The organism is Agromyces humi (assembly GCF_009720255.1).
Lineage (GTDB): Bacteria > Actinomycetota > Actinomycetes > Actinomycetales > Microbacteriaceae > Agromyces > Agromyces humi.
Genome location: NZ_WJSP02000028.1, coordinates 1 through 20,206 on the forward strand (window position 1 = coordinate 1; position 20,206 = coordinate 20,206).

Here is a 20,206-nt window from a genome sequence, read left to right on the forward strand (position 1 = left end):
ATCGGCATGCGGAACATCGTCATGCCGGGTGCGCGCATGGTGATGATCGTGGTGATGAAGTTCACCGCGCCGAGGATGGTTCCGAAGCCCGAGAGGCCCAGGCCGAGCATCCACAGGTTGCCGCCGATGCCTGGCGAGAACGTGGTCGATGCGAGTGGCTGGTAGGCGAACCACCCGAACGATGCGGCGCCCTGCGGCGTGAAGAAGCCGGCGACCGCCATGAGCGAACCGAAGTTGAACAGCCAGTAGGCGAACGCGTTGAGGCGCGGGAACGCGACGTCGGGTGCCCCGATCTGCAGGGGCATGAGCACGTTCGCGAAGCCCGCGAAGAGCGGGGTCGCGAACATGAGCAGCATGATCGTGCCGTGCATCGTGAACAGCTGGTTGTACTGCTCGCGGGTCTGGACGATCTCGAGGCCTGGCTCGAACAGCTGCGCGCGGATGATGAGCGCCATCACGCCGCCGATGCAGAAGTAGATGAACGCGGTGATCAGGTAGAGGTACCCGATGACCTTGTGGTCGGTGGAGGTGATCCACCGGACGAGGATGTTCCCCTTGCGTTCGACCTTGGAAGCGCCGAACGGCAGGCTGCTCGACTGGGGCCGAGCCGGTGCGGTCGTGGTGCTCATTCGGCTTCGGTCTCCTCTTGCAGCTTGGGCGTGCCCGTTCCGGGCAGGTTCTGGTTGCGGTCGTACTCGTCGGAGAGCTGGCCCTCCTGGCCGAGATCGCGCAGCGACTCGATGTACTGCTCGTACTCGGCCTCGGAGACGACCTCGACGTTGAAGAGCATGAGGGAGTGGTACTCGCCGCAGAGCTCGGCGCACTTGCCCTCGTAGGTGCCCTCCCGCTCGGGGACGAACGACATGTAGTTGGTCTTGCCCGGGAACATGTCCTTCTTGTAGAGGAAGTCCACGACCCAGAAGGAGTGGATCACGTCGCGGGACTGGAGCTCGATCTCGACGTTCTTGCCGACGGGCAGGTAGAGCGTGGGCAGTTCGGACTGCACCAGCGAGCCCTTCGCGCCCTCGTCGGACAGCTGGCCCTGGATGCCGGGCGAGTAGACGTCTTCGTTGACGTAGTTGAAGTCCCACGCCCACTGCTTGGCGATGACCTCGACCTTGACGTCGATGTCGTCCTCCGCGAAGCGCTGCTCGATGATCGCCTGGTCTCGCGCCGTGAAGGCGAAGAAGCCGAGCACGAGGATCAGCGGCACGATCGTGTAGAAGACCTCGATCGGCATGTTGTAGCGCAACTGCACGGGCAGGCCGGTCTGGCCCTTGCGACGGCGGTACGCGATGACCGCCCAGATGGTGAGGCCCCACGTGATGACGCCGACGACGAGCAGCACGATCCATGACGTGACCCAGAGGCCCGACACGAGTTCGGTGTGGTTCGTGACCGGCGGCTGTCCGGCTTCGAATCCGGGGAGGAATCCGTTCAGCTGCGCCTCGGTGCATCCTGCGAGGACGAGGCTGAGCGACGCTGCGATCGGGATTGCAGCCCATCGGAGACGGCGATTGTGGCGCACCGGTGACCTTTCGGGAGACTCGAAGGCGCTTCTCAGCGAAGCGCGGTGATCGAGACCTAGCCTACTCCGAACCTGCTGCCCGGGTGTGCACGCGGGGCCCGGATCGAGCACGTCGGAACGCGGATTCCCATCTGGTCTGCGGAAACGACGAAGGGAGGTCGCCTCGGCGACCTCCCTTCGGAGCGTGGTGGACTTCGCTCAGTGGAACGAGTCCCCGCAGGCGCAGCTGCCCTGCGCGTTCGGGTTGTCGATGGTGAAGCCCTGCTTCTGGATCGTGTCCTCGAAGTCGATGGATGCGCCGTCGAGATACGGCACGCTCATCTTGTCGACCACGACCTCGACACCCGAGTAGTCGACGACCGCGTCGCCGTCGAGGAGGCGCTCGTCGAAGTACAGCTGGTAGATGAGGCCGGAGCAGCCGCCGGGCTGCACCGCCACGCGGAGTCGCAGGTCGTCACGCCCCTCCTGCTCGAGGAGGCTGCGCACCTTGTCGGCGGCGGGCTCGCTCAGCTTCACGCCGTGCGCGGTCTCGGTGATCGTGTCGCTCATGTCTCTCCTCGGTGCGTCGGAAACGCGGGAATCTTCCTCCATGGTAACCGCCGAACCGGAGCGCACGTCCGGTCTTTGCTCAGGAAGTCGTCGTCCTCGCCTCGAGGCGCGCCAGGAAGAGCGCCTCACTGAGCAGCGCGCGCTTGAACACGCCGAGGTGCAGCGACTCGTTGGGGCTGTGCGCCCGCGAGTCGGGATCCTCCACGCCGGTCACGAGGATCTGCGCCCCGGGGAACTCCTCGACGAGCTCCGCGATGAACGGGATGGATCCGCCGACGCCGATCTCGACGGGTTCGCGGCCCCAGCCCTCCGCCATCGCGGCGCGGGTCTCTGCGACCGCCCAGCCGCTCGTGTCGACGAGGAACGCCTGACCGGTGTCGACGTCCTCGAAGGTGAGGCGCGCGCCGAACGGGGCGTTCGCCTCGAGGTGCGCGCGGATCGCCTCGTACGCCTCGTCGGCGTCCTGTCCGGGGGCGATGCGTGCGCTGACCCGCACGCGCACGCCGGGCACCAGCGTGTTCGAGGCGTTCGCGACATCCGGGGCATCGATGCCCGTGATCGTGACCGCCGGCTGCGCCCAGATGCGCGAGAGGATCGTGCCGTTGCCGATCGGCGAGACGCCGTCGAGCAGTCCCGTCTCTCGGCGCAGCTGGTCCTCGTCGTAGGCCGGCGTCTCGAGGTCGGCGCTGCGGAGGCCGGCGACCGCCACCGACCCGTCGGGAGCCCAGAGCGTGTCGAGCATGCGGATGGCCGCGAGCATCGCGTCGGGCACGGCGCCGCCGAACATGCCGGAGTGCGAGGCGTGGTCGAGGGTGTCGATGCGCACGTTGAAGGCCACGGCGCCCCGGAGCGCGACGGTGATCGCGGGCGTCTCGAGGTCCCAGTTGCCGGAGTCGGCCACGATGATCGCGTCGGCGGTGAGGAGCTCGCGGTTCTCGCGCAGGAAGTTCGCGAACGAGCGCGAGGCCCACTCCTCCTCGCCCTCGACGAACACGGCGATGCCGAGGTCGAAGTCGCCGGATGCCTCGGCGAAGGCGCGGATCGCGCCGACATGCGCCATGACGCCCGCCTTGTCGTCGGCCGCGCCGCGACCGTGCAGGCGGTCGCCGCGCTGCGTGGGCTCGAACGGCGGGGTCTGCCAGTCCTCGTCCTTGCCGGGCGGCTGGACGTCGTGGTGCGCGTAGAGCAGTACGGTGGGCCGCCCGTTGCGCGCCGGGCGGCTGGCGACGACTGCGGGCTGTCCGAGTTCCGACCCGTCCTCCACCGCGGCGCGGCGCACCTCGACGAGGTCGAACACGCCGGTCCCCCGCAGCAGCGCGGCGACCGCCTCTGCGCTCTCGGCGACATGGGTCGCGTCGAACGCCGGCCAGGAGACGGATGGGATGCGCACGAGCCCGGCGAGGTCGGCCACGGTGGCCGGGAACCCGGCGTCGACGGCGGCGCGGATCGCGTCCGAGGTCTCGGGCACGGGTACGACGTCGGATTCGGTGAGTCGGGGGTCGGTCATGCCGGTAATCTTAAGGGCAACCGAACCGAGGACTCCCGTGGCAAAGCAACCGAACAGCAGCGACCAGCCGAGCGTCGAGACGCTCGAAGAGACCCAGGCCCGGGTGAAGGCCGGCAAGGGCGCGCCCACGCCGAGCCGCGCCGAGCAGGAGGCCGCGCGCAAGCGCCCGCTCGTTCCGAACGACCGCAAGGAAGCGGCGAAGCAGGCCCGCGCCCAGCAGTCCGAGGCGCGGGAACGCGCCCGCGTCGGCATGGCCCTCGGCGACGACCGCTACCTGCCCGCACGCGACCGCGGCCCGCAGAAGAAGTTCGTACGCGACTACGTCGACGCCCGGTTCAGCATCGGCGAGGTGCTCATCCCGGTGATGTTCCTCGTCATCCTGCTCACGCTCATCCCGAGCGCCCAGGTGCAGACCATCGGCATCCTGGCGCTGTGGGCGTTCTTCCTCATCGCGGTCGTCGACGTCGTGATCCTCGGCTACGTGGTGACCCGCAAGGTCAAGGCGAAGTTCGGCGATGACAAGGCCGAGCGGGTGCGCTGGTACGCGGCGATGCGCGCGTTGCAGCTCCGGCCGCTGCGGCTTCCGAAGCCGCAGGTCAAGCGCGGGCAGTACCCCTCCTGAGGCCGGTCGGCACCACGAGCGCAGACGCCCGGGGGGTCAGTCCGCGCGGGTGTAGACGCCGCCCCTGACCAGCGGGACGCGGGTCTCCTCGTCGCTCAGCGCGCCGTGCTGGCCGATCATCGACTCCGCCTGCCGGTTCGGTTCGCGGCGGTCGTAGTACGCGATGCCCGCCCTGGCGATGACGAGCAGGTCGCCGATGCGTGGCCGCACCTCGTCGGCGACCTCGCCGTACATGCCGGTCGCGATCGCCTCGTCGCGGGTGACGACCCAGGCACGGTGCTCCTCGGCGCCGCGCCACCGGTCGGCCAGCGCCGCACGGGCCGCGGCGTCGAGGTCGGGCTCGAGGGAGAGCGAGAGGAAGCGGGGTTCGCCGCCCACGTGGCGCACGCCGTCGAGGAGTTCGGGCTTCGCGTCGATGAACACGTGCCGGTGGGCGGGCACGTCGATGACGCCGTGGTCGGCGGTGACGAGCAGGCCCGTGCCACGCGGCATCCGTCGTTCGAAGGCGGACAGCTCGGCGTCGAGCTCCTCGAGGATGCCGAGCCAGCGGTCCGACTCCCAGCCGTGGGCATGGGCCGCCTGGTCGAGTTCGGGAACGTAGAGGTACACGAGCGCGCCCGCCTCCCCCTCGATCAGGGTGCACGCCTCGGCGAACCGGTCGGCGATGGTCGCGGCCGCGCGATACTCGGCCCCGCGCAGCACGGCCCTGGTGAAGCCCGAGTCTGCGTACCGGGCTGCACCGACGGCGAAGCTGCGGATGCCGCGCTCCGCAGCCTCCTCGAAGCGCGTCGTCGAGCGCTGCCAGGTCTCGGGCACCATGCCGGCGTCCCAGCCGCTCAGCTGGTTCACGACGCGGTCGCGGGCCTCGTCGAAGACGCGGTAGCCCACGAGCCCGTGCTCCCCCGGCATCCTGCCGGTGGTGAAGCTCGCGATCGCCGCGGCGGTCGTCGACGGCACGACCGTGCGGATGACGTCGCGCCGGGACATCCGCCCCGCAAGGAATCTGGCGTGCCCGGCCCTCGCCTGGATGTTGGCTGCGCCCAGCCCGTCGACGAGCACCACGACGGCTCCGGATGCCGCGGGGAGCCCGAACTCGTTCGCCTCCCCAGTGAGGCTCGCGATCGAACTGGCGAGCACCCCGGCAAGCCGCGGAGCTGTGACGGCGGGCACCGGTAGCATGGCAGGCATCGCGCCCAGTCTGGCACAGGCCAGGGCGCGCTCCTCGTTCGCCGCGTGCCCCCAGCACGCCTGCCGCAGAGACCACGGATGACCCGAGCCAAGAACCCGCCCGCAGACGAACCGATCGTCGAACGCATCCAAGACGTCGACGTCGCCACCGAGATGCAGGGCTCGTTCCTCGAGTACGCCTATTCGGTCATCTACTCGCGGGCGTTGCCCGACGCGCGCGACGGATTGAAGCCCGTGCAGCGACGCATCCTCTACCAGATGGTCGAGATGGGGCTGCGGCCCGATCGAGGCCACGTGAAGTCGGCGCGGGTCGTCGGCGAGGTCATGGGCAAGCTGCATCCGCACGGCGACACGGCCATCTACGACGCGCTCGTGCGCATGGCCCAGGCGTTCACGCTCCGAGTCCCGCTCATCGACGGCCACGGCAACTTCGGCTCGCTCGACGACGGGCCAGCGGCGCCGCGCTACACCGAGGCCCGGCTCGACGCGCCTGCGCTGGCGATGACCGAGGGGCTCGACGAGGACGTCGTGGACTTCGTGCCGAACTACGACAACCAGCTGACCCAGCCCGAGGTGCTGCCGGCGGCCTACCCGAACCTCCTCGTGAACGGCGCGAGCGGCATCGCCGTCGGCATGGCCACCAACATGGCCCCGCACAACCTCATCGAGGTCGTCGGGGCGGCCCGGCACCTCATCGCCCACCCGAACGCCACACTCGATGAGCTGATGGAGTTCGTGCCGGGGCCCGACCTGCCCACCGGCGGCACCATCGTCGGGCTTGCGGGAATCAAGGACGCCTACGCCACCGGCCGCGGGGCGTTCAAGACCCGCGCCAAGGTCCGTGTCGAGAACATCACCGCACGCAAGACCGGGCTCGTCGTCACCGAGCTGCCCTACCTCGTCGGCCCCGAGAAGGTCATCGAGAAGATCAAGGACGGCGTCAACGCCAAGAAGATCAGCGGCATCTCCGATGTCACCGACCTCACCGATCGCACCAACGGCCTCCGGCTCGTCATCGGCATCAAGACCGGTTTCAGTCCCGACGCCGTGCTCGAACAGCTCTACCGGCTCACCCCGCTCGAGGACTCCTTCAACATCAACAACGTCGCCCTCGTCGACGGCGGTCCGCAGACCCTCGGGCTGCGGGAGCTGCTGCAGGTGTACGTGGCGCACCGCATCTCCGTCGTCACGCGCCGGTCGCAGTACCGCCTCGCGCGCCGACGTGAACGCCTGCACCTCGTCGACGGCCTGCTCATCGCGATCCTCGACATCGACGAGGTCATCCAGGTCATCCGGTCGAGCGACGACACCGCCGCGGCACGTGCCCGCCTGATGGAGGTCTTCGACCTCAGCCACGTGCAGGCCGAGTACATCCTCGAGCTGCAGCTGCGCCGGCTCACCAAGTTCTCGCGCATCGAGCTCGAAGCCGAGCGCGACAAGCTCCGCGCCGAGATCGCCGAGCTCGAGGAGCTGCTCGCGAGCCGCCATCGCATCGAGGCCCTCGTGTCCGACGAGCTCGCCGAGGTCGCCGAGCGCTACGGCACGCCGCGCCGCACCCTGCTCACCGACGCGCGCCCGAGCATCGCCGGGGCGGCGGCCAAGCGGCAGGCCGCCGTGCTGGAGGTGGCGGATGTCCCGTGCCGCGTGTTCCTCAGCGCGACGGGTCGCATCGCGCGCGTCGACCTGCCCGATGGTCCCGACGGACCCCCGACGATCACGCCGCCCTCCCGTCGCAGCAAGCACGACGCGATCCGATCGACCCTCGACACCACGAGCCGCGCCGAGATCGGGGCTGTCACGAGCCTCGGCCGGCTCATCCGGTTCACGCCCGTCGACCTCCCGATGCTGCCGCCCACGTCCGTTCAGCTCGGGGCCGGCGTACGGATCGGCGACTACCTCGCGCTGCCGAACCGAGACGAGAAGGTGCTGGCGATCGTCTCGCTCGACGCGGACCGCTCGATCGCCCTCGGCACCAAGCAGGGGGTCGTGAAGCGCGTGTCGACGGGCGCGTACCCGAACAAGCCCGAGTTCGAGGTCATCGGGCTGAAGGCCGGCGATGAGGTGGTCGGCGCAGTGCAGGGCGACGAATCCGACGAGCTCGTGTTCGTGGCATCCGATGCGCAGTTGCTGCGGTTCCCGGCGTCCAGTGTGCGTCCGCAGGGCTGCCCTGCCGGCGGCATGGCAGGCATCAACCTCGCCGCCGGCTCGCACGTCGTGCATTTCACGAGCGTTCCCGCCGACGCGCGCGACGACGCGCTGGTGGTCACGGTCGCCGCGAGCAACGAGACACTGCTCGGCACCGACCCCGGATCGGCGAAGGTGAGCCCGTTCGCGGAGTTCCCACCCAAGGGTCGCGCGACCGGAGGGGTGCGGGCCCAGCGGTTCCTGAAGGGCGAGGATGCGCTGCACCTCGCCTGGGTGGGGCGCTCCCCCGCCCTGGCGGTCGGGGTCGACGGGTCGGCACGTCAGCTGCCCGACGGCGGTGCGAAGCGCGACGCGTCGGGTCAGCCGCTCGAGGCGGTCGTCGCCGCGATCGGCACGCGCATCGGCTGAGGCCAGCGGTCGGCCTGCCTTCCATCCCCGGCGACCTTGACGCCGGCTCCGTCCAGCGGCATATTCGGGCGTGGCCCCCGCGACGAGGACGGCGTACCGCCGACCGATCGAGGTGGCGGACGAAGGGGGCGTGATGACGCGGGCGACGCTGGGGTCGACGATCGACGGCCAGGTGCTGGAGCCGGGAGATCCCGACTACGACGAGGCGCGCACCGTGTGGAACGCGATGATCGATCGCAGGCCCCGATACGTGGTGCAGTGCGCCGGCGCCGGGGATGTGGCAGATGCCGTGCGGTTCGCGAGGGCGCACGATCTGGACCTCGGCATCCGCTGCGGCGGCCATGGCATCGTCGGTCACGCCGTTCCGGATGACGGTCTCATGATCGACCTGCGACCGATGGGGTCGGTCGCGGTCGACCCGGCGTCCCGGCGCGCACACGTGCAGGGCGGCGCCCTGCTCGGCGCCCTCGACCGCGCTGCGCAGGCGCACGGCCTCGCCACCACGGCGGGCAATGTCTCGCACACGGGGGTCGGCGGCCTGACCCTCGGCGGCGGGATGGGGTGGTTGGCACGGCAGCACGGCCTCACGTGCGACAACGTGGTGTCGTTCGACATGGTCACCGCTGACGGCGAGCTCGTGCACACCAGTGCTGAGGAGCGTCCAGAGCTGTTCTGGGCGCTCCGCGGTGGAGGCGGCAATTTCGGCGTCGTCACGGACTTCGAGTTCGCACTGCACCCCGAGGCCGGCCACGCCATCGCCGCGGAGTTCCATTTCTCGGCCGCCGAAGCACGAGCGCCGATGCGCCGCTGGCGCGACCTCAACGGCGCGGCGCCACGGCAGGCCACGTTCACCGTGACCATCGTCGGCCAGGTGGTCGCACTCGGCCTCGTCTGGGTCGGGGATTCGGCCGACGGTGCGGCGATCGTCTCGGCGCTCCGCGACGAGCTCGCCCGCGATGCCGAGCCGCTGCGGGAGGCGATCGCCCCGATGACGTACCTCGAGCTCCAGACCCGTGAGGACGACGAGGAGGGCCACGCCTGGCGCCGGTATTGGAAGGGCCACTACTTCAGCGCCCTCCGCGACGAGGCGATCGATGCCCTCCTGACCCGTGAGGGACCCGACCTCCCGAACGTGAGCCTGCAGGCGTACGGCGGGGCGATCGCCGACGTCCCCGACGGCGACACGGCGTTCGCCCGGCGCGACACCGCCTTCGAATTCGTCGCGGCGTCGCGCTGGAGCGACCCCGCCGAGGACGAGGCACGGATGTCGGCCGCCCGCCGCTACGCCGCGGCGCTCGACGGCTATGCCAGCGGCGCGTACGTCAACGTGCTCGGCGACGACGGAGCCGCCGGGCTCCGACGGGCGTACACCGAGCAGAAGCTGGCCAGGCTCACGGCGGTGAAGGACCGCTACGACCCGGGCAACGCCTTCCACCTCAACCAGAACATCCGGCCGAGCAGGAACTGAGCCGGCGGGTGCTCAGGCGTCGATGCGGTCGCGCTCGAGCGCGTCGGAGCTGTCGATGATGAACTCCTTGCGCGGTGCGACGTCGTTGCCCATCAGCAGCTCGAAGACGCGTCCGGCGTTCTCCGCGTCGCCGAGGCCGACGCGGCGGAGCGTGCGGTGGCGCTTGTCCATCGTCGTCGTCGCGAGCTGATCGGCATCCATCTCACCGAGTCCCTTGTACCGCTGGATGGGGTCCTGGTACCGACGGCCCTGCTTCTTCAGCGTGGCGAGGACGCCCTGCAGCTCCGCCTCCGAGTAGGTGTAGATGATCTCGTTCGGCTTCGAGCCGGGGTTCATCACGACGACGCGATGCAGCGGCGGCACGGCCGCGAAGACCCGGCCCTCCTCGATCATCGGACGCATGTAGCGGAAGAACAGGGTGAGCAGCAGGGTGCGGATGTGCGCACCGTCGACGTCGGCGTCGCTCATGATGATGACCTTGCCGTACCGCGCCGTCGACAGGTCGAAGCTGCGACCCGAACCGGCACCGATGACCTGGATGATCGAGGCGCATTCCGCATTGCCGAGCATGTCGGAGACGCTCGCCTTCTGCACGTTCAGGATCTTGCCGCGGATGGGCAGGAGCGCCTGGTGCTCGCTGTCGCGGGCGAGCTTCGCCGTGCCGAGCGCCGAGTCGCCCTCGACGATGAACAGCTCGCTGTGGGCCACGTCGCTCGAGCGGCAGTCGACGAGCTTCGCCGGCAGCGATGAGCTCTCGAGCGCGTTCTTGCGTCGCTGCGTCTCCTTGTGCGCGCGTGCCGAGATGCGCGACTTCATCTCGGCGACGACCTTGTCGAGGAGCAGCGCGGACTGCGCCTTGTCGTCGCGTTTCGACGAGGCGAACCGCGCGCCGAGCTCCTTCATGAGCACGTTGGAGACGATGGCGCGCACGGCAGGTGTGCCGAGCACCTCCTTCGTCTGGCCCTCGAACTGCGGCTCGGGCAGGCGCACCGTGATCACGGCGGTCAGACCCGCGAGCACGTCGTCCTTCTCGAGCTTGTCGCTGCCGGCCTTCAGGCGTCGGGCGTTCAGTTCGACCTGCTGGCGCAGGAACTTGAGCAGGCCCTGCTCGAAGCCGGTCTGGTGCGTGCCGCCCTTGGGCGTGGCGATGATGTTGACGAACGACTTCACGATCGTGTCGTACCCGGTGCCCCAGCGCAGTGCGATGTCCACCTGGCATTCACGGTGCAGCTCGGTGGGCACCATCGCCCCGGCGTCGGTCAGCACCGGCACCGTCTCCGTGAACGGGCCGACGCCGGTGATCCGCCAGATGTCGGTGAGCGCCGCATCGGTGGCGAGGTGCTCGGCGAACTCGGAGATGCCGCCCTCGAACTGGAACGACGTGGTGTGCGGCTCCGCCCCGCGCTCGTCCCTGACGTCGATCGCGATGCCGGGCACGAGGAACGCCGTCTGGCGCGCACGCGAGAGGAGCTCGTCGGTCTGGAACTCCGCGCCCTTCGTGAAGATCTGCCGGTCGGCCCAGTAGCGGATGCGCGTGCCGGTGACGCCCTTGGCCACCTTGCCGACGACGCGGAGCTCGCTGCGGTCCTCGAACGGGGTGAACGGCGCGTCGGGGCTCGGCGTGCCGGCGTCGGCGAAGACGCCCGGCTCGCCGCGGTGGAACGACATCGCCCACGTCTTGCCATCGCGGTCGACCTCGACGTCGAGTCGCTCCGAGAGCGCGTTGACGACGGAGGCCCCGACCCCGTGCAGGCCGCCCGACGCCGCGTACGATCCGGAGCCGAACTTGCCACCGGCGTGCAGCTTCGTGAAGACCACCTCGACACCCGAGAGGCCGGTCTTCGGTTCGATGTCGACGGGGATGCCGCGGGCGCGGTCGCGTACCTCGACGCTGCCGTCGGGGTGGAGGACGACGCCGATCTCACTGCCGTGGCCGCCGAGGGCCTCATCGACGGAGTTGTCGATGATCTCCCAGAGGCAGTGCATGAGCCCGCGCGAGTCGGTTGAACCGATGTACATGCCCGGTCGTTTGCGCACCGCCTCGAGCCCCTCGAGGACGGAGAGATGGCGGGCGGAATAGTCGGAGCTCACGTCGCACAAGCCTACTGACGGTCGACGACACCGCGTGCGAGGCGCTACGCGCTGAGCGAAATGCCCGGCCCAACGGGAGGAAGACCGCCGAGGGCGTGCTTTCATTGAGGAACGGAAGCATCGAGCGTGAGCCAGGAGGAGGAGCCATGACGAACTACACCGACACCACCGGTGCGGTCGACGAACTCGACACCCCATATGAGCTCACCGCGCTCGACCGCTGCGATGCGTGCGGCGCCCAGGCCTACATCCGGGTCGTCGTCGCGAGCGGCGAGCTCCTGTTCTGCGCCCACCACGGTCGCAAGCACCAGGAGAAGCTGTCCCAGATCGCGCACAGCTGGCACGACGAGTCGAGCAAGCTCCTCGTCGACGGCCGCGACTGACCCACCGACCAGCACGACGAACGCCCCGGCCTCGGCCGGGGCGTTCGTGTGTCTGACCGCTCTCGCCGCGAGTCCGCGGCGATGTCAGGCGTCGCCGACGGATGCCGCGGCGCCGACGGCTCCGAGCTGCGCCTCGCGCGCGGCCGTCGCGTACCCGTCGGCGACGGCGGCGGCAGGACCGGGTGCATAGTCGAGTCCCGCGCGTTCCGCCATCGATGCGAGGAGGTGGTCGGCGAACCCGGGGTTCTTCGCGAGCACCGGTCCACGCAGGTGCGTGCCGATGACCGTGCCCATCACGACGCCCTCCTGGCCCGAGCCGCGGCCGTTACCGACCCCCGAGCGGAGACGCCCGAGCGGCGATCCCTCGGCGCCGACATAGTCGCGGGCGTGGTTCTCGAACCCGACGAGCAGGCCGAACCGGGGCGATGTGACGACGGCATCGCCGGTGACGCGGCCGTCGCGGGGTACCGCACGCCCCGGAAGGATGCCGAGTCCCTCGATGGTCGAGCCGTCGCGGTGCTCGATGCCCCAGCTGAGCAGCTCCCAGCCCGTGCCGACGGAGAGGATCGGCACTCCGTCGGTGCCCCACGTGCGCAGCTCGTCGTGCATCGTGAGCAGCGTCGACCTGGCCGTCTCGAGCGAGGCGTCGCTTCCGGAGCCGATCACGACCGCGTCGACCCGGTCGGGAAGGTCGGCACGGGAGCCCACGGCGACGACGCGCGCGTCGAGACCGGCCCATTCCGCGCGCCGCCGGAGCACGGACGCGTTCTCGGCGTCACCGTTCGTGTTCATCAGCGACGGCAGGAGCGACACGATCGTCAGGGTGGTCATTCCGCTCCCGTGAGTCCGAGGTGGGCCCGTGTCCTGCGCATGGCGTCGGCGGAGAACACGATGGTCTTGACGCCGGTGCCGGGCGCGGGGCCGGCGAGGAAGTCGTCGAGCGCGCGTGCGAGGTCGGGCTCCACACGGTCGATCTCGACCCCGTCGTAGGCCAGCATGAGCGCGGCCTCGGCGGCCTTGGAGCCGCTCACGATGGAGACCCGGCCGAGCGACGAGGCATCCGTCGGCCAGAAGTAGGACGGATCGCGCACGTCGGACCCGATCGCGAAGAGGATCTGCTCGGTGCCCGGTTCGATGCTGTCCACGTTGAGCTGGTAGCTCGCCGGGTTCTGGACCAGGACGAACTCGACCTCGTGGCCGCGGACGTTCACCCGCTCGCCGCGCCCGAACACCGCGGGGATGGCGCTCAGGGCGTCGGCGGCCGTGGCCATGGAGAACCGCTCCCCCAGCACCGCCTGCGCCGTCGCATAGGCCGCCGCGGCGTCGACCGCGTAGTGGGTGCCCCTCGCGGGGAGCGTGATCTCGACGGATGCCTCGCCGTCGCGCAGCGCCGCGGCAGCCCCGTCGACGGATGCCACGACCACACCCGAGTCGGAGGCGAGGCGTTCGCGAGACGTCTCCGAGTACCCGAGGCCGCGAGGCGACCGCGCGAGGACCTCTGCGGACACGCCGAACCGTCGCACCGCGACGCCCGGCCCCGCCTTCGCCGCGAGCCGTTGGAGGTACGCGTCGTCGGCGTTCACCACGATGGCCTCGTGTGCTCGCGCGGCGATCCGCTCGAGCATCCCGGCCACCATCTCGGAATCGTGGAAGCGGTCGATCTGGTCGACCATCACGTTCGTGAGGGCGACCACGCGGGCATCGACGCCCTGCATCACGAGGGCGCCGTGGCCCTCGTCCATCTCGAGCACGGCGACGTCGCCGGGCACGCGGCCCCGCCAGTCCGCCCGTTCGAGGAGCGCCGAGGTGAGGCCCTGGCTGATGTTCGCCGTCGAGGGGTTGGTGAAGACCTCGACGCCATGCGCGCGCAGGATGGCGACGAGCATCTTGGTGGTCGTCGACTTGCCGCTCGACCCCGAGACGACCACGAGTCCCTGCGGGAAGCCCGAGAGCGTTCGCGTGAGGTACCGGGGCGCGATGCGGTTGACGACGAGCCCCGGAACAGCCGAACCGCCGCCCGGCTTGCGCAGCCGGGCGGCGAATCGGGTGAGCCTGCCGACGAGGATCGCCGGCGCGTAACGCACCTGGGTCCTACTCGAGGTAGTCGCGAAGCGACTGCGAGCGCGACGGGTGGCGCAGCTTCGCCATCGTCTTCGACTCGATCTGGCGGATCCGCTCGCGGGTGACGCCGAACGTGTCGCCGATCTGGTCGAGCGTCTTCGGCATGCCGTCGCCGAGCCCGAACCGCATGCGGATCACGCCCGCCTCGCGCTCGCTCAGGGAGTCGAGCAGCGATTCGAGTTGCTTCTGCAGCATGGTGAAGCCGACCGCGTCGGCCGGCACGACCGCCTCGGTGTCCTCGATGAGGTCGCCGAACTCGCTGTCGCCGTCCTCACCGAGCGGGGTGTGCAGCGAGATCGGCTCGCGGCCGTACTTCTGCACCTCGATGACCTTCTCGGGGGTCATGTCGAGCTCGCGGCTCAGCTCCTCGGGGGTGGGCTCGCGGCCCAGGTCCTGCAGCATCTGGCGCTGCACGCGGGCGAGCTTGTTGATGACCTCGACCATGTGCACCGGGATGCGGATGGTGCGCGCCTGGTCGGCCATGGCGCGGGTGATCGCCTGGCGGATCCACCACGTCGCGTAGGTCGAGAACTTGAAGCCCTTGGTGTAGTCGAACTTCTCGACCGCACGGATGAGGCCCAGGTTGCCCTCCTGGATCAGGTCGAGGAACTGCATTCCGCGACCCGTGTACCGCTTCGCGAGCGAGACCACCAGGCGCAGGTTCGCGCCGAGCAGGTGGCTCTTGGCGCGCTGCCCGTCCTTCGCCACCCACTGCAGCTCACGACCGAGCTGCGAGCGCTTCTCGCTGTCGGTCATGTGCGAGAGCTTCTCCTCGGCGAACAGGCCCGCCTCGATGCGCATCGCGAGCTCGACCTCTTCGGCCGCGTTCAGGAGCGCGACCTTGCCGATCTGCTTCAGGTAGTCCTTGACGGGGTCGGCCGTCGCGCCGGTGATGGCGCTCGAGTAGACGGGAACCTCGTCCTCGTCGTCCACCGCTCGGAGCACGAGGGCTCCGGTCGGGTGCGGCTCGACCGCGACGGGCTTCGTCTCCTCGTCGTCGGTGTCGGCGTCGGTGTCGGTGACCTCGACGACCGCCGCGGTGTCGACCTCGACCTCGGCGTCAACCTCGACCTCTTCGAGCTCGCCGGGCTCGACCTCGTCCTCTTCGTCGCCCGCTGCGCCGGCCTTGGCCTTGCCACGCGGCTTGGCGGCGGTCTTCGCCGTGCTGGTGCGCGGCGTCTTCGTCGCCGGGGTGGCCGCCTTCGTGGCGGCCTTCGCCGCGGGGGCCTTGGCGGCCGTCGCCGCGGTCTTCGCGGCGGTCGACTTCGCAGCCGTCGTGCGGGTCGCGGGCTTCTCCGCCTCGCTCTTCGCCGACGTCGCAGCCTTCGTCGTTGCCATTCGTTGAACCTCTCCTACCGTTGCCCGGCGTGTGCCCTCTCGGGCGTTCGGCTCGTGCTGTCGGCCCGGTCGTTTTCGGACACTATGAGGACCCATGTCAAGTCCGCTTCGTCGGCGCACGTGAACTGCGCCAGCAGACCAGAACGGGTCCTGAATCCATTATACAGGCTCGGGGTCAGCAGAACGTGCGCTCCACCCGCTCCTCGCCCACATGGTGCAACGTGGGAGGCCGATCACGAATTCCCGGCTGGCCGGGCGGTTCGGGCGATCACCGGCATCGGATCGCCGGGCTCGCGGGCCGCGTCGGATCCGCTCGGGGTCAACCGCCCAGCGGTGTGTCGTCGTCTCGAGTGCGGCGGTAGGCGAGGAACTTCTCGAGCTCGGCCGCCAGCTCATCGGCCGACGGCAGTTCGCCGTCCTCGTCGGTGAGCGGCGAGCGGAGCGAGGTGCCCTCCATGTAGGAGTCGTGGCGCTGCTCCAGCGTCGCGACGAGTTTGGCCAACTCGCCGTTCTCTGCGACCTGCTCGTCGATGCGCGCGATGAACTCGCGGCCCTGCTCGCGCAGCGCATCCGTGGGGAAGATCCGTCCGGTCGAGGCGCTGATGGCTTCGAGGGCCGCAACGGCGGCCGCCGGGTACTCGGCGTCGCTCAGGTAGTGAGGCACCAGCAGCACGAAACCGGTGGTCGGATGCCCCTGCTCCTGCAGTCGGTACTCGACGAGGTGCAGCGCGTTCGACGGCACCTCGGTCGTCGGCCGCCAGATCGACATGGCCTCGATGAGATCCGCGCGGTTGCCGCTGACGGTCATGCCGATGGGGCGGGTGTGCGGCACCGGCATCGGGATGGAATTGATCCAGGTCGTCGAGGAGACCTGCAGGTCGTCGATCAGGCCGAGCAGCGCCGCGCCGAACCGCTCCCACTGGAAGTCGGGCTCATAGCCCGTGAGCATCAGGAACTCCTGCCCGATCTCGTCGCGCGCGAGGTCGAGGCTGAGGCGGGGCGGCCGGTAGTCCGCGAGGTGATCGCCCTGGAACAGGATGATCGGGCGGCGCGCTCGGTAATCGAGCAGCTCGTCGGCCTCGAACGTGGCCACGACGGTCGTGTCGAGCGTCGACAGCAGGTAGTCGCTCGTCTGCGCGACCGCGGAGCCGGCGTCGGCGAACCCGGTCAAGCCGGCCACGAGGGGCAGTCCGGGAGGGACCTGGACGTCCGGATTCAGCTCGTAGAGTGACCGGGGATCGCGCATGCTTCCAGCCTACTGACGCCGTTCGGGCCGCCCGCCCGTTCGTGGACCGGTGGGATGATGCCGAGAGCGAACACGTACGATCGCCTGCATGACCGTTCCCTCCCTCGCCGTCTCCGCCTCCCCAGTCGTCGCATCCGACGCCGATGTCGTGCTCCTCGCCGCGAGGAGCGGCAGCGACGGCGCCGAGCTCCTGGCGGTCGAGGGCTACGAGTGGGTGCCGGACGCGCTCGCCGCCGTCGGCGCGAAGGGCGGCGCAGAGGAGGTCACGCGACTTCCCGGCAACGGCGACGGCCCGCGCATGGTGGCGGTGGTGGGCACGGGCAGCGCAGCGGATGCCACGGCGTTCCGCCTCGCCGTCGGCAGCGCGGTGCGGCAGCTCACCGGGGCTGCCGCGGTCGCGATCGCGATCCCGACGGATGACGCCGAGCTGGCCGCCGCGGCCCTGGAGGGCGCGGCCCTGGGCGCCTACGCCTATTCCGAGTACAAGTCGACGGCGAAGGCGCCGATCGAGCGCATCATCCTGCACTCCGACCTCGACGAGGCCGTGATCGGCGTGGATCGCGTCCGGGCCGTCGCGGCCGGCGTCGCACGGACCAAGGACCTCGTCAACGCGTCACCCGCCGACCTGTACCCCGAGCGCCTCGCCGAGCTGGCGGTCGAGGCCGCGAGCGCCGCCGGGGTCTCGGCCAAGGTCTGGGACGAGGAGGCGCTCGCCGAAGGCGGCTTCGGCGGCATCCTGGGGGTCGGGCTCGGCTCCAGCCGCGGGCCGCGACTCGTGCGACTGGAGTACGCGCCCGACGGGGCATCCGTGCACCTCGCACTGGTCGGCAAGGGCATCACCTTCGACTCCGGTGGGCTGTCGCTGAAGCCGATGGCCTCGATGGTGGGCATGAAGACCGACATGGCCGGAGCGGCCGCGGTGCTGTCCGCCGTGGTCGCGCTCGCCGAGTTGCGGGTGCCGATCCGCGTCACCGGCTGGCTCTGCCTCGCCGAGAACCTCCCGTCGGGAACCGCCGTGCGCCCGAACGACGTGCTCCGCATGCACGGCGGCACCACCGTCGAGGTGTTGAACACCGACGCGGAGGGCCGGCTCGTCCTCGCCGACGGCCTCGTCGCCGCGAGCGCCGAGCAGCCCGACGCGATCATCGACGTGGCGACCCTCACGGGGGCGCAGGTCGTCGCCCTCGGGCATCGCATCACCGGGCTGATGGGCGACGACGACCTCGTGGCCGGCGTGCGGGCTGCGGCCGACACCGTCGGTGAGTCGACCTGGCCGATGCCGCTCCCGGCCGACCTGCTCCCCCTGCTCAGGTCCGATGTCGCGGACCTCGCGAACACGAAGCTCGGGGTCACGGTGCCCGGCATGCTGCTGGCGGGCGTGTTCCTGCGCGAGTTCGTGGGCACCCGCGACGGCTCGGACGAGCGGATCCCGTGGGCGCATCTCGACATCGCGGGGCCGTCGAACAATTCCGGCGCGGCATGGGGATACACGGGATCCGGGGCAACCGGAGTGGCCGTGCGCACCCTCGTCCGGCTGGGCGAGGACCTCTCTGCCGGGTAGTAAGGTCATATGGGCGAGAACGTCGCCCGAGCACCCTGCCCCCGATCATCAACGGCGGCAGTCCGTGTCGCAGATCAATTGCGCAAGGGAGATTGCGGTTGTCCGAGCAGAACTTTGACATTGTCATCCTCGGTGGCGGCAGCGGAGGGTACGCGGCGGCGCTGCGTGCCGTCGAGCTGGGCTTCACCGTCGGCTTGATCGAGAAGGACAAGCTGGGTGGCACGTGCCTGCACCGCGGGTGCATCCCGACCAAGGCGCTGCTGCACGCGGCCGAGGTCGCGGACAGCTCGCGGGAGTCGGCGAGGTTCGGCGTCCGCTCCACGTTCGAGGGCATCGACGTGCCCGCGGTCACGCAGTACCGCGAGAGCATCGTCGCCAGCAAGTTCAAGGGCCTGCAGGGGCTCGTCAAGGCGCGCGGCATCACGGTGATCGAGGGAGAGGGCCGACTGGTCGCTCCGAACGCGGTGCAGGTCGGCGGCGACCGCATCGTCGGCAAGAACGTCATCCTCGCGACCGGTTCGTACTCCCGCTCGCTTCCCGGCCTCGAGATCGGCGGCCGCGTCATCACGAGCGAGCAGGCACTCGAGCTGGACTTCGTGCCCCGCAAGGTGGCCGTGCTCGGCGGTGGCGTCATCGGCGTGGAGTTCGCCAGCGTCTGGAAGTCCTTCGGGGCCGACGTCACGATCATCGAGGCGCTCCCCCACCTCGTCCCGAACGAGGAGGAGTCGGTCTCGAAGCAGCTCGAGCGCGCCTTCCGCAAGCGCGGCATCGAGTACAAGCTCGGCGTCCGCTTCCAGGGCGTCAGCCAGCATGACGACGGCGTCGTCGTGACCCTCGAGAACGGCGACACCGTCGAGGCCGAGCTGCTGCTCGTGGCCGTCGGGCGTGGACCCGTGACCCAGGGCCTCGGCTACGACGAGGTCGGCGTCACGATGGATCGCGGATTCGTCATCACGAACGAGCGCCTCGCGACGAACATCCCCGGCGTGTACGCCGTGGGCGACATCGTGCCGGGCCTGCAGCTCGCGCACCGCGGCTTCCAGCAGGGCATCTTCGTCGCCGAGGAGATCGCGGGCCTGAATCCGATCGTCGTCGAGGACGTGAACATCCCCAAGGTCACGTACTGCGAGCCCGAGGTCGCGTCCATCGGCTACACCGAGGCGCGCGCCGCCGAGAAGTTCGGCGCCGACCAGGTCTCGGCGTACGAGTACAACCTCGCGGGCAACGGCAAGAGCCACATCCTCGAGACCAGCGGCTCCATCAAGGTGGTCCGCGTGAACGACGGCCCCGTGGTCGGCGTGCACATGATCGGCGCCCGCGTGGGCGAACTGATCGGCGAGGCGCAGCTCGCGGTGAACTGGGAGGCGTACCCCGAGGACATCGCCCCGTTCATCCACGCGCACCCGACGCAGAACGAGGCGCTCGGCGAGGCGTTCCTGAAGCTCGCCGGCAAGCCGCTGCACGCGCTCTGAGCCCGACCCCGGAAACACGACTGCAATAAGCTAGATAGCGTCACACGCTGTGAAGGAGACAAGCGCATGAGCGAATCCGTCAGCCTCCCGGCACTCGGTGAGAGTGTCACGGAGGGCACGGTCACCCGCTGGCTGAAGAACGTCGGCGACCGTGTGGAGGTCGACGAGCCGCTGCTCGAAGTGTCGACCGACAAGGTCGACACCGAGATCCCATCGCCGGTCGCCGGCGTGATCGAGGCGATCCTCGTCCAGGAGGACGAGACCGTCGAGGTCGGCACGGCCCTCGTGACCATCGGCGACGGCTCCGCGGCCGCGGCGCCCGCCGAGGCCGCGCCGGCACCCGAGGCCGCGCCGGCACCCGAGGCCGCACCCGCGGCACCGGAGGCAACACCCGCCGCATCGGCCCCCGAGGCCGCCCCCGCTGCGCCCGAGGCGCCCGCCGCCCCGGCGTCGGTCGTCGCGCAGTTCCAGGGGTTCAGGAGCGGATCGGAGTAGGCGAGCGGCGACGTCGGGCAGATCCTCGAGCAGGGCTTCGGCGTCGGCGACCTGCTCGTGATCGGTTCGGTGCTCGCGTGGACC

General features: G+C 70.1%; 16 protein-coding genes and 1 pseudogene. 7 read left to right on the top strand and 10 right to left on the bottom strand.

All coding sequences use genetic code 11. The features are described from left to right. From GH736_RS04815 to GH736_RS04830, 4 genes are all read right to left on the bottom strand, one after another. Window positions 1–629, bottom strand: a 629-nt coding sequence (locus GH736_RS04815; RefSeq protein ID WP_203230649.1) for a cytochrome c oxidase subunit I, incomplete at its 3' end; no start/stop codon positions are given. Next, entirely contained in the window at window positions 626–1,528 is a 903-nt protein-coding gene (ctaC, locus tag GH736_RS04820) for an aa3-type cytochrome oxidase subunit II (protein ID WP_159600785.1), read from the bottom strand. The genes ctaC and GH736_RS04815, both read right to left, overlap by 4 nt. Before the next feature lie 198 nt (window positions 1,529–1,726). Beyond that, on the bottom strand, window positions 1,727–2,077 hold the full coding sequence (gene erpA / locus GH736_RS04825) for an iron-sulfur cluster insertion protein ErpA (protein ID WP_159600787.1): 351 nt from the start codon (window positions 2,075–2,077) through the stop codon (window positions 1,727–1,729). A 79-nt stretch (window positions 2,078–2,156) separates the two neighbouring features. Next, window positions 2,157–3,584, bottom strand: coding sequence for a dipeptidase (locus GH736_RS04830; protein ID WP_159600789.1), 1,428 nt, complete (start codon window positions 3,582–3,584; stop codon window positions 2,157–2,159). Between the two features lie 37 nt (window positions 3,585–3,621). Here GH736_RS04830 and GH736_RS04835 point away from each other — a divergent pair, with 37 nt between their 5' ends. Further along, window positions 3,622–4,206: a DUF3043 domain-containing protein gene (locus GH736_RS04835; protein WP_159600791.1), complete on the top strand. Its 585-nt coding sequence runs from the start codon at window positions 3,622–3,624 to the stop codon at window positions 4,204–4,206. A gap of 36 nt (window positions 4,207–4,242) precedes the next feature. On the opposite strand, the gene GH736_RS04840 is transcribed toward GH736_RS04835, so the two are convergent. Next, window positions 4,243–5,394 (bottom strand): alkaline phosphatase family protein, encoded by a 1,152-nt coding sequence (locus GH736_RS04840; protein ID WP_159600793.1) that lies wholly within the window; start codon window positions 5,392–5,394, stop codon window positions 4,243–4,245. A 78-nt stretch (window positions 5,395–5,472) separates the two neighbouring features. Here GH736_RS04840 and GH736_RS04845 point away from each other — a divergent pair, with 78 nt between their 5' ends. Next, complete coding sequence (locus GH736_RS04845) at window positions 5,473–7,947, top strand: DNA gyrase/topoisomerase IV subunit A (protein WP_159600795.1); 2,475 nt, start codon at window positions 5,473–5,475, stop codon at window positions 7,945–7,947. Between the two features lie 133 nt (window positions 7,948–8,080). Continuing rightward, window positions 8,081–9,415, top strand: a complete 1,335-nt coding sequence (locus GH736_RS04850) for an FAD-binding oxidoreductase (RefSeq protein WP_159600797.1) — start codon at window positions 8,081–8,083, stop codon at window positions 9,413–9,415. A gap of 12 nt (window positions 9,416–9,427) precedes the next feature. Here the strand turns inward: GH736_RS04850 and GH736_RS04855 are convergent, their stop codons facing one another. Then, entirely contained in the window at window positions 9,428–11,506 is a 2,079-nt protein-coding gene (locus GH736_RS04855; protein ID WP_235933837.1) for a DNA gyrase/topoisomerase IV subunit B, read from the bottom strand. Between the two features lie 146 nt (window positions 11,507–11,652). Between GH736_RS04855 and GH736_RS04860 the strand changes: the two genes are divergently transcribed. Further along, window positions 11,653–11,889, top strand: coding sequence for a DUF7455 domain-containing protein (locus tag GH736_RS04860; protein ID WP_159600801.1), 237 nt, complete (start codon window positions 11,653–11,655; stop codon window positions 11,887–11,889). Window positions 11,890–11,973: 84 nt separating this feature from the next. Here the strand turns inward: GH736_RS04860 and GH736_RS04865 are convergent, their stop codons facing one another. The 4 genes from GH736_RS04865 to GH736_RS04880 form a co-directional block, all read right to left on the bottom strand. After that, a complete protein-coding gene (locus GH736_RS04865) occupies window positions 11,974–12,720 on the bottom strand; it encodes a type 1 glutamine amidotransferase (protein WP_159600803.1) in 747 nt (248 codons plus the stop codon). Then, complete coding sequence (locus GH736_RS04870) at window positions 12,717–13,973, bottom strand: Mur ligase family protein (protein ID WP_159600805.1); 1,257 nt, start codon at window positions 13,971–13,973, stop codon at window positions 12,717–12,719. Before GH736_RS04870 ends, GH736_RS04865 begins: the two co-directional genes overlap by 4 nt. Before the next feature lie 7 nt (window positions 13,974–13,980). Continuing rightward, complete coding sequence (locus GH736_RS04875; protein ID WP_159600807.1) at window positions 13,981–15,444, bottom strand: RNA polymerase sigma factor; 1,464 nt, start codon at window positions 15,442–15,444, stop codon at window positions 13,981–13,983. Between the two features lie 223 nt (window positions 15,445–15,667). After that, window positions 15,668–16,594, bottom strand: a complete 927-nt coding sequence (locus GH736_RS04880) for a proteasome assembly chaperone family protein (protein ID WP_159600809.1) — start codon at window positions 16,592–16,594, stop codon at window positions 15,668–15,670. Window positions 16,595–16,682: 88 nt separating this feature from the next. Between GH736_RS04880 and GH736_RS04885 the strand changes: the two genes are divergently transcribed. The 3 genes and pseudogenes from GH736_RS04885 to GH736_RS04895 all read left to right on the top strand — a co-directional run. Next, window positions 16,683–18,155 (top strand): leucyl aminopeptidase, encoded by a 1,473-nt coding sequence (locus tag GH736_RS04885; protein ID WP_159600811.1) that lies wholly within the window; start codon window positions 16,683–16,685, stop codon window positions 18,153–18,155. Between the two features lie 98 nt (window positions 18,156–18,253). Beyond that, window positions 18,254–19,627 carry a dihydrolipoyl dehydrogenase gene (lpdA, locus tag GH736_RS04890; RefSeq protein WP_159600813.1) on the top strand — a complete coding sequence of 458 codons (1,374 nt, stop codon included), beginning with the start codon at window positions 18,254–18,256 and terminating at the stop codon, window positions 19,625–19,627. 66 nt (window positions 19,628–19,693) lie between these two features. Further along, window positions 19,694–20,080 (top strand): annotated as a pseudogene (locus tag GH736_RS04895) (biotin/lipoyl-containing protein); the annotation flags it as partial. Window positions 20,081–20,206: the final 126 nt, after the last annotated feature.